This is a genomic window from Malikia sp. (genome assembly GCF_028687635.1).
Lineage (GTDB): Bacteria > Pseudomonadota > Gammaproteobacteria > Burkholderiales > Burkholderiaceae_C > Malikia.
The window spans coordinates 37,589-46,918 of sequence record NZ_JAQTZS010000022.1; the positions used below are offsets into that span (position 1 = coordinate 37,589).

At 68.4% G+C, this 9,330-nt stretch carries 8 protein-coding genes; 3 read left to right on the forward strand and 5 right to left on the reverse strand.

Annotated elements, in window-relative coordinates; genetic code table 11:
- Positions 1–41: 41 nt before the first annotated feature.
- The 3 genes from rsmA to PHR85_RS11980 are packed head-to-tail and all read right to left on the reverse strand — an operon-like array spanning position 42 to position 4,643.
- Positions 42–821: a 16S rRNA (adenine(1518)-N(6)/adenine(1519)-N(6))-dimethyltransferase RsmA gene (gene rsmA, locus PHR85_RS11970; RefSeq protein ID WP_300054576.1), complete on the reverse strand. Its 780-nt coding sequence runs from the start codon at positions 819–821 to the stop codon at positions 42–44.
- Entirely contained in the window at positions 818–2,194 is a 1,377-nt protein-coding gene (locus PHR85_RS11975; protein WP_300054577.1) for a peptidylprolyl isomerase, read from the reverse strand. The genes rsmA and PHR85_RS11975 overlap by 4 nt, the downstream gene beginning before the upstream one ends.
- A complete protein-coding gene (locus tag PHR85_RS11980) occupies positions 2,187–4,643 on the reverse strand; it encodes an LPS assembly protein LptD (RefSeq protein ID WP_300054579.1) in 2,457 nt (818 codons plus the stop codon). The genes PHR85_RS11975 and PHR85_RS11980 overlap by 8 nt, the downstream gene beginning before the upstream one ends.
- A gap of 205 nt (positions 4,644–4,848) precedes the next feature.
- Between PHR85_RS11980 and PHR85_RS11985 the strand changes: the two genes are divergently transcribed.
- The 3 genes from PHR85_RS11985 to PHR85_RS11995 all read left to right on the forward strand — a co-directional run bounded on the left by PHR85_RS11985 (position 4,849) and on the right by PHR85_RS11995 (position 7,905).
- Positions 4,849–5,976 (forward strand): transposase, encoded by a 1,128-nt coding sequence (locus PHR85_RS11985; protein ID WP_300054581.1) that lies wholly within the window; start codon positions 4,849–4,851, stop codon positions 5,974–5,976.
- Positions 5,977–6,049: 73 nt separating this feature from the next.
- A complete protein-coding gene (locus PHR85_RS11990) occupies positions 6,050–7,159 on the forward strand; it encodes a phosphotransferase (RefSeq protein WP_300054583.1) in 1,110 nt (369 codons plus the stop codon).
- 11 nt (positions 7,160–7,170) lie between these two features.
- Complete coding sequence (locus tag PHR85_RS11995) at positions 7,171–7,905, forward strand: 16S rRNA (uracil(1498)-N(3))-methyltransferase (RefSeq protein ID WP_300054585.1); 735 nt, start codon at positions 7,171–7,173, stop codon at positions 7,903–7,905.
- A 32-nt stretch (positions 7,906–7,937) separates the two neighbouring features.
- Here PHR85_RS11995 and PHR85_RS12000 read toward each other — a convergent pair whose 3' ends face one another.
- Both PHR85_RS12000 and PHR85_RS12005 read right to left on the reverse strand, forming a co-directional pair.
- Positions 7,938–8,498 (reverse strand): YaeQ family protein, encoded by a 561-nt coding sequence (locus PHR85_RS12000; protein ID WP_300054587.1) that lies wholly within the window; start codon positions 8,496–8,498, stop codon positions 7,938–7,940.
- Positions 8,499–8,508: 10 nt separating this feature from the next.
- A complete protein-coding gene (locus tag PHR85_RS12005) occupies positions 8,509–8,985 on the reverse strand; it encodes an NUDIX hydrolase (protein ID WP_300054588.1) in 477 nt (158 codons plus the stop codon).
- Positions 8,986–9,330 lie beyond the last annotated feature (345 nt).

A 9,330-nucleotide genomic window follows, 5' to 3' on the forward strand; every position in this document is an offset into this window, starting at 1 on the left:
CTGGCGGGCCGGAAAAGTCGCACCTGCGCACCAAGGCCGGATCAGCTGCTCTGGCCGGCTTCACAGGCCTGGGCCAGCGCCACGTACTCGGCCACCGGCACCTCCTCGGCGCGGCGCTGCAGGTCGAATTGGCCGGCAAAGCCGCGCGCTTCCAGCCAGCGGCCCAGGCTGTGGCGCAGCAGCTTGCGCCGCATCGAGAACGCGACCTGCACCAGCTCCTCCAGCAGCCTGGCATCGAGCAGCGGCGGCGTCGCCAGCGGCACCATGCGCACGATCGCGCTGTCGACGCGCGGCGGCGGGTCGAAGCTCTCGGGCGGCACGAACAGCACGTTTTCCATCTCGTAGCGCCACTGCAGCATCACGCTCAGGCGGCTGTAGTCGGCCGTGCAGGGCCGGCCCACCATCCGGTCTATCACTTCCTTTTGCAGCATGAAATGCTGGTCCTGCACCACGTCGGCGACGCCGAGCAGGTGGAACAGGATCGGCGTCGAGATGTTGTAGGGCAGGTTGCCGACCACGCGCATCGGTTCCGCCCGGCTGGCCGCCAGCGCGCGGAAGTCGACCTTGAGCACGTCGGACTCGATCACGGTCAGCTGCGGGTGCGCGCGCAGCCGCACCGCGAGGTCGCGGTCGAGCTCGACCACGGTCAGCTGGCCGAGGCGTTCGACCAGTGGCTGGGTCAGCGCGGCCAGGCCGGGGCCGATCTCGACCACGAACTGGCCGGGCCTGGGGGCGATCGCGTCGACGATGGCTTCGATGATGGACTGGTCGGACAGGAAATGCTGGCCGAAGCGCTTGCGCGCCTTGTGGGGTGCGTTCACTGGGGAGGCTCGCGGTATTCGATGTAAGCCCGGCCGCGCAACTCGCGCGCCCAGGTCTCGTAGGCTTGTTCGGATTTCTGTTCGCGCAGGATGTTGCGCACCCATTCGCGCAGCTCGCGCGCGCTCAGGGGCACCTGGCGGCGTTCCTGCACCTGGATCAGGTGCACGCCGAAGCGCGACACCAGCGGCTCGGACAGCTGGCCCGGCGCAAGCTGGTTCATGACCTGCTCGAACTCGGGCACGAACATGCCGGGCTGGGCCCAGCCGAGGTCACCGCCGGCGCTGGCCGAACCGTCCTGGCTGTGCTGGCGTGCCAGCTCCTCGAAGCGGGCCGATCCGGCGGCAATGTGCTGGCGCATCTCCTGGAGCCGGGCCAGTGCCGCGTCCTGGCTCAGCTGGGCACCCGGGCGCAGCAGGATGTGGCGCACGCGCGTCTGGGTGACCACCGCGTCGGACAGGCCGCCGCTGTGCTTGTCGAGCAGCTTGAGCACATGGAAGCCGGCGCCGCTGCGCACGACCTCGGCGACCTGGCCGGGCAGCAGCGAGCGCGTGGCGTCGACGAACAGGCCGGGGTAGCGGTCGATGCCGCGCAGGCCGAGCTCGCCGCCCCGGGCCTTGTCGGCCGCGTCGGAGGACTCGCGCACCAGCGCGGCGAAGTCGGCGCCGGAACGGGCGCGCTGGGCCAGCTGCTCGGCGCGTTGGCGCAGGCGCTCGACCGTGGCGTCGTCAGAGTCCTCGGGCACCCGGACCAGCAACTGGGCCAGGTTGATCTCGGCCAGCTCGGGGCTCTGGTGTTCGGCCAGGTAGGCATCGATTTCCGGCTCACCGATCCTGATCCGGTTGTCGACCTCGCGCTCGCGCAAGCGCTGCAGCAGCATCTCGTTGCGCAGGTCGGCACGGAAAGCCTCGGCATCCTGTCCCGTGGCCTTGAGGCGCACGTGCAGTTGTTCGACGCTCAGACCGTTCTGGCGCGCGATGTTCTCTTCGGCCTGCGTCAGTGTGGCGGCGTCGATCCTGAGCCCCTGCTCGGCCGCGGCCTGCAGCATGGCGCGCTCCAGGATCAGCCGCTCCATGACCTGGGGCAGCAGTTCGGCGCGTGGTGGCTGCTGGGCGCCGCCGGTGGGAGGCTGCAGTCGCGCGAGGCGGGCGTGCACCTCGTGGTTGGTGATCGGCTCGGAATTGACCAGCGCGACGACATGGTCGGCCGGCATGGCCTCTGCCGCAGGCGCCGACGGGCCGGCAGCCACGACGGGTTGGACCGGCTGGGGGACCACCGCAGGCTGGGCAACGGTCTTGGCCGGTGGCTTGGTCGCCGCAACAGCCAGGCCGCCGGACAGCAGCAGCGCGGTCGCCAGTGCAAGGGATTTATTCATAACGCTCGAACCGGCTGGGCGGGTTGATTTCTTCACGCAGGTATTGATAGCGGGGCACATTGTTGCGCAGGGACTGCAGCGGGCTCGATCCGATGCGGGTGAAATCCGAGAACTCGAGCTGGAACATGATGCGCTGGTTGGCACTGCTGGTGCTGTTTTGCAGCCGCTCGACCACGACCCGGCCGATCCAGCAGCCCGCATCGTATTCGAAGCCCGCCAGCAGATCGACGATCCGGCTTTCGGGCAGACTGTAGTTGATCCGGCCCACGCTGTACCACTGTTGCGGCCCGAGGCCGCGGCCCGCCACGCCGGCCGGCGTCGTACCGAACAGGGCCTGCAGCGGCCATTGCCAGCCCAGGTCGAGCTGGCGGCTGGCATCGCTGGCCGATTGCTGCGACTGCTGCTTGACGCGGTAGCCGGCGTTGAGCACCCGGTAGGGTCCCGGCAGATAGCGCAGGCCCAGCGTGCTGCGGGTCGATTCGCCGGATTCCGGGTTGTACTGCAGTTCCGCGCTGGCCGACCATTGCGGTGTCCATTGCACGCGTGCGCCCAGCAGCAGGTCGGTCAGGCCGGATGCAACAGTCGATTCGCCGGGTAGCGTGACCCGCTGTTCGCGGAAGCGGTAGCGCTGTGCGATCCCCAGGCTCAGCAGCTCGGCGCCGGTTTCGGGCTGTAGCAGCCGGGTGGTGGCGCCCAGCGTCAGCGCGTCGAGGTCGGCGATGCGGTCGTTGCCGGCGTAGGGGTTGGGCAGGTATACGGTCGCCAGGCTGAAGCCGAACGGGGCGTTGTCGTAGCTCGGCAGGTAGCCCTGCTCACGGTAGGGCGTGCGCGAGTAGTAGAGCCGCGGCTCCAGCGTCTGCACCAGATCGCGACCGAAGAAGCGCGCGTCGCGTTCGAAGAACAGGCCGCTGTCCAGGCTGAGCGTCGGCAACGCCAGCCCCTGGCTGGACTGGCCACTGCCGATCGCCTGGTCGAACTGGTACTGGCGTGCGTGCAGCTGCAGCCCGGGCTTGACGAACCAGCCCGGCGCTTGCCAGGTCTTGCTCAGCTGGGCCAGCACGAGCGCACGATCGCCACCGAGCACCGTCGCGCTCTTGCCGTCGCCGATCTGGATGGTACGGTCGGTCGCGAAGCGCGTCAGCTCGGTCTGCAGCGATCCTTCCCAGTCCGGGTTGCCGGCCAGACTGAAGGGGGCCGGAGCCAGGCGCGCCGCCAGCGAAGGCACGCGGTCATAGGGCGCGACGATCTGGGCCGCCGGAGCGGGATCCTGCAGCGTCTGCCAGCTGTAGCTGCCGGCCGAGAACGACCAGTCGCCGCGGCCCCAGTTCAGCACCGCCTCGCTCGGCAGCAGGCGCTGTGTCAGCCCCAAGCCCTTGCCCGCGCGCGGAAAATCGCGCCAGTAGTTGTCGTCGCTGACCCGGTTCAGGTTCAACCTCAAGCCCAGATGGTCGATGCCCGGTACGCTGGAAAAGCCTTGCCGGTGCTGGATCGAGGCGCTCCAGCGATCGGCGTCACGCAGCTTGTCGCCTGGCATGTAGGCGCCACTCAGCTCGCCGCTGAAGTCGGATTCGAGGTAGCGGAACTCGCCGCCCAGGTCGACCCCGCGCTTGCTCATCAGCGTGGGCGTGAGCGTCGCGTCGCGCCGCGGCGCGAGGTTCAGGTAGTAGGGCAGCGCGACTTCGATTCCGCTCTGGGTCGCGATGTTGAGGCTGGGCGGCAGCAGTCCCGAGCGCCGCTGGTCGGACAGCGGGAACTCCACATAGGGCGCCCCCAGTATCGGCAGTCCCTTGAAATGCAGCACGCCGCCGTGCGCGGTCCCGGTATCGGTCGCGGTGTCGAACTCCATCCGGCTGGCCGACAGCCACCAGTCGGGCTTCCAGGGGCCCGAATCGGGGCGCGAGCAGGTCGAGTAGACGGCGCGTTCGGCGCTGGACTGGTTCGGCCCCAGGAAGTCCAGCCGGCTCGCCTCGCCCTGCCCGCCGTTCTTGAGCAGCGTGAAGCGGGGCTGGAGGAAATACCCTTCGTTGCTGTCGAGCTTGAGCTTGAGCTCGCTGCCCTGGTAGATGTTGCCAAGCCGGTTGACGCGCACCCCGCCGCTGGCGTGCACGGTATCGTTGGCGACCTGGTGTTCGAGCCGATCCGCCTTGAGCACCAGGTCGTGGCGGCGCAGTTCGGCATGACCCTCGACCCGGGTCTGCACGTCGGTCTGGCCCTCGATGCGGTCGCCGAGCAGGAAGGTCGGTCCCGCCAGCTCGCGGCCGCCGGGCAGACGCTCCTGCAATTGCAGGCTGGGCTGCAGCGCCAGTCCGGGCTCGGCGCCACTGGACTGCGCGGCAGCCGGGCCCAGCAGCGCACCGCCGGCCGCCAGCAGCAGGGCGCTGCGCGCAGCGGCGCTGAGGGGGCGCAGGGGTATCTGCAGCGGGGCGGCGGTGTTGGACTCTGGTGGCACGGATGGGCGTACTGGATGGGGCGCGCGGCGCCGTTCGTAGAATAGCTGGACAATTATCCGCTGCGCCGTAAGACCTCTTCCAAGTCGGTCGGGTGGTAGCCCTGGAGCCGAAGGCGCCCGACTTGGGGGAGGATATAAGGCGCTCCAGATCCATACTTTGGGTCAAGAGGTCAGTTCGTTGGGCGTTCACTATACTTGGATCAACATGAAACCCGACGTTTCGCACACGGTTCGCACCTTGCGCCTGCGCTTGAAAGACAAGCACAGCGCGTTGCTGCTCGAACACGCGCGCGCGGTCAACTGCGTGTGGAGCTTCTGCAACGAGCTGTCGGTCAAGCACTTCGAGCGCCAGCGCGCCTTCCTGTCGGCCCACGACATGCAGCCCTATACCAAGGGCGCCGGCAAGGAGCTGGGCTTGCATTCGCAGACGGTGCAAACCATTCAGGAAGAATACGTGACGCGCCGCAAGCAGTTCAAAAAAGTGAAACTGCGCTGGCGCGTCTCAGGCGGTGCTCGGCGCTCGCTGGGCTGGATCCCGTTCAAGGCCAGTGCGGTGCGCTACAAGGTCGGGCAGGTGTGGTACGCCGGCCAGCCGCTGTCGCTGTGGGACTCCCACGGCTTGAGCCACTACGAGCTTGGCGCGGGCTCCTTCAGCGAGGACAGTCGCGGTCGCTGGTACTTCAACGTGACCGTGAAAACACCTGAGCTCGTCGGCCCGCCGGCCCCGAAACCCATCACCTCTGTAGGCATTGACCTGGGGCTCAAGGCTTTCCTGACCACCAGCGACGGCGAGGCGGTCGATGCGCATCGCTTCTACCGCGACCTGGAGCCCCAGCTTGCCACTGCCCAGCGGGCAGGCAAGAAACACCGTGTCAAGGCACTCCACGCGAAGGTCGCGAACCGTCGCAAAGATGCCTTGCACAAACTCAGTACCCGGCTGGTCAACAGCTATGGGGCGATCTTTGTTGGCGACGTGAACGCTTCAGGCCTGGCACAGACACGGATGGCGAAATCCGTGCTCGACGCAGGCTGGAGCCAGTTCAGAACCATGCAGCAGTACAAGTGCGATGACGCAGGCGTATGGTTCGAGGAAGTCAACGAAGCGTATACCACCCAGACCTGTTCGTGCTGTGCAAGCCGCACGGGACCGAAAGGTGCCGCAGGTCTTGGAATAAGGGGATGGCAGTGCGAAGCGTGTGGAACAGTTCACGACCGGGATACCAACGCCGCCCAGAACATCCTCGCGCGCGGACTAGCGCGTCTTGCAGAAGGAACTCCGAAATGGAGCGCCGTCGGGAGCATAAACTCCCCGGCACTTCAGGCCGGGGAGTAGTCAACCACGAGGCCCGCGTCGCGGGTCGTTGTCGCAAGCGCCGGCCTGCGGCGCGCCAGATTCCAGCTTATACATGTCACAAGCCCATCCCGCCCATCCGTCTTCCATTGTCTGGACCGACCCGCGGCGCCAGGCCGCCTTCGAGGCCTGGCTGGACCGCGCGGCCGCCGCGCACGGTCTGTTGCCGGTCAGCCTGCGCCTGGCCTCGGCCGATGCCAGCTTCCGGCGCTATTTCCGCATCGATGCGGCCGAGGGTGGCACGCGCGTGATCATGGACGCTCCGCCCGAGCAGGAAAACTGCCGCCCCTTCGTCCAGGTCGCCGCCTTGCTGCGCGAGGCCGGCGTGCGCGTGCCAGCCGTGCTGGACTGGGACCAGGCGCAGGGTTTCATGCTGCTCGACGACCTCGGCGACCGGACCCTGCTGAGCGCGCTCGACCCGAGGCAGCCGGACGCCGCCTTGCCCTATTTCAAGGATGCGACCACCGCGCTGCTGGACCTGCAGCGCATCGCGCGCCCGGACTGGCTGCCGGCCTACGACGCCGCGCTGCTGCAGCGCGAGCTGCAGCTGTTTCCCGACTGGTACCTGACCCGGCACAAGGGCATTGCGCTCGATGACGCGATGCGCGCGACGCTGGACAAGACCTTCGCGCTGGTGGTCGAGCGCAACCTGGCCGCGCCCCAGGTGCTGGTGCACCGCGACTTCATGCCGCGCAACCTGATGTTGCCGCGCGCGGGCTTCGAGCCGGCCGATCCGGCGCGGCGCCTCGGCGTGCTCGACTTCCAGGACGCGGTCTGGGGCCCGATCACCTATGACATCGCCTGTCTGACGCGCGACGCCTTCCTGAGCTGGGAGGAGGATTTCGTGCTCGACATCACGATCCGCTACTGGGAGCGCGCGCGCAAGGCCGGCCTGCTCGACTTCGACGGCTGGAGCGAGGATTTCGGCGCCTTCTACCGCGCGGTCGAGTGGATGGCGCTGCAGCGCCACCTCAAGGTCGCCGGCATCTTCGCGCGCCTGACGCTGCGCGACGGCAAGCCCCAGTACCTGGCCGACGCGCCGCGCTTCATCCACTACCTCCGCAGCACCGCGCTGCGCTACCGCGAGCTTGGGCCCCTGCTGCGCCTGATCGACAAGGTCGAGGGCTGGGAAGTCGCGACCGGCTTCGCCTACGGTCGGGTCTGAGAGGTCCAACGATGCCGCGCATCCACCAGCCCCAGGCCCTGCAGGCCGACCTGCGGTTCGAACTCACGCCCGAGGGCGCGCGCCATGTCCAGGTGCTGCGCCTGCAGCCAGGCGACGGCATCACGCTGTTCGGCGATCCGGTCGCGGGCGGCGAGTGGGACGCCACCGTGCTCAGGATGGGCCGCAGCAGCGTCGAGGTCGAGGTCGGCGCGCACCAGGCGCTCGAGCGCGAACCGGCGCGCGCCGTGCATCTGGCGGTCGGCATGCCGGCCAACGATCGCATGGACTGGCTGGTCGAGAAGGCGACCGAGCTCGGTGTCGCCAGCATCCAGCCGCTGATGACCGAGCGCAGCGTGCTGCGTCTTAAGGCTGAGCGCGCCGACAAGAAGCAGGCGCATTGGCAGGCGGTCGCGGTCGCGGCCTGCGAGCAGTGCGGCGGCAACCGCGTGCCGCTGATCCATCCGGTGCGTACGCTCGATGACTGGCTGTGCCAGCCAGCACCCGAGGGCCTGCTGCGCGGCGTGCTGTCGCTGGCGCCGGGCTCCAGGCCGCTGCTGCAGGTCGCGGCCACCGATCCGGCCGCGCCGCTGCTGCTGGTGCATGGCCCCGAGGGCGGCCTGTCGCCGCAGGAGGAGCAGGCCCTGCTGGCGCAGGGCTACGCGCCGCTGACGCTGGGGCCGCGCGTGCTGCGCGCCGAGACCGCGGCGATCGCCGCGCTGGCCGCGCTCGCGCTGGCTGGCGCTTGAGCCGGCGCCAGGCTCAGCGCCTGGTTGGCGACTCACTTCCAGCGCGTAGCTTCCAGGCTGACGCTGCCCTTGTCGCTGCTCAAGGTGAGCACCTGGTCGTGGATCGTGGCCTGCAGTTGCATGCTGCGCTCGGCTAGACCTTCGAGCTCCTGCGCCGCCTCGGTCGGCAGGCGCCAGACCTGCAGCTTGTCGAGCCGGCTCAGCTTGCTCTCCATGCCCTTCCACCAGATATCGGCCTGGTGGGCGTAGACATAGAGCCGCACCGCGTCGGCCTGGCTGCAGGCCTTCAGCAGCGGCTTGTCCTCGGGCTGGCCAACCTCGATCCAGAGCCGCTTGCGGCCGGTGAAGTCGGTCAGGTGCACGTCCGGGTCGGTCACGTCGGACAGGCCGGCGCCGAAGGCCAGGGTGCCGTCGCCGCCGCAGATATCCTGCAGCTCGTGCGCGTTGAGCGCGAGCGCGACCAGCCGCACCATCATGCGCTGGTCGGTCTCGCTCGGGTGGCGCGCCAGCGTCAGGCCGTGGTCGGCGTAGTAGCCGTGGTCGATGTCGGCGATCTGCAGGTTCGCCTTGAAGATGGTGGACTTGATGGCCATCGGGTTTCCTTTATGCGGTGACCGACGGGTCGGTGTGGATCAGTTCGAGCGGATAGCGGCGCCCTGCCAGGTGGTCCTCGATGCACTGCAGCACCAGCGGGCTGCGGTGCCGCGCGCGGCTGGCGCGCAGCTCGTCGGGCGTCAGCCAGAGCGTGCGCACGATGCCCGAGTCGAGCTCGGCGCCGGGAACCGGGTCGCCAAGTTGGCCGCAGAAGGCGAAGCGCATATAGGTCACGTCGCCGGCATCGCCTGGCAGCACCGAGCGCGCCAGGTAGATGCCGACCAGCGCCTCGGGCTCGAAGGCGTGCGTGGTTTCCTCCAGCGTCTCGCGCCGGCAGCCCTGCACCGGGCTTTCGCCAGGGTCGAGGTGGCCGGCCGGGTTGTTCAGCCGCAGGCCCTCCGGGGTGTGTTCTTCGACCAGCAGGTAGCGGCCGTCGCGTTCGATGATCGCGGCGACCGTGACGCTGGGTTTCCATCTCGTGTTCATGGCCCGATTATCACCAGCGCGCGAAAGAGGACCTGCGCGACGCCGGCCGCGCCCCAAAAACGAACCCGGCCGCAGCCGGGTTGTCGACAGCCCAGGGCCGATGAAGGCCGCTGGCCGAGGTCGGAGCTTCACGCGATGTGCAACTTTCTGATGCCCGAAGTTGCCCTCCGAAATAGGGGAGGAGCATGTGTGCCAACCGGCGTATCGTGGGGGTTTCCCAGCAATTCTCAATTTGGCCGAACGAGAGCAAACTGGAGGCGTAGAGACTTCTGACAGAGGCTGTCATGGCTGGAGTGGTCAAGGGCAAGACGCTGGATTTCGCGCAAGTGATGCATCGGGTGCGCG

What these genes read in the sequence shown, in the direction of transcription:
- PHR85_RS11975 (WP_300054577.1), bottom strand. Translation starts at nt 2,194, where the DNA reads ATGAATAAATCCCTTGCACTGGCGACCGCGCTGCTGCTGTCCGGCGGC.
- PHR85_RS11985 (WP_300054581.1), top strand. Translation starts at nt 4,849, where the DNA reads ATGAAACCCGACGTTTCGCACACGGTTCGCACCTTGCGCCTGCGCTTG.
- PHR85_RS11990 (WP_300054583.1), top strand. Translation starts at nt 6,050, where the DNA reads ATGTCACAAGCCCATCCCGCCCATCCGTCTTCCATTGTCTGGACCGAC.
- PHR85_RS11995 (WP_300054585.1), top strand. Translation starts at nt 7,171, where the DNA reads ATGCCGCGCATCCACCAGCCCCAGGCCCTGCAGGCCGACCTGCGGTTC.
- PHR85_RS12000 (WP_300054587.1), bottom strand. Translation starts at nt 8,498, where the DNA reads ATGGCCATCAAGTCCACCATCTTCAAGGCGAACCTGCAGATCGCCGAC.
- PHR85_RS12005 (WP_300054588.1), bottom strand. Translation starts at nt 8,985, where the DNA reads ATGAACACGAGATGGAAACCCAGCGTCACGGTCGCCGCGATCATCGAA.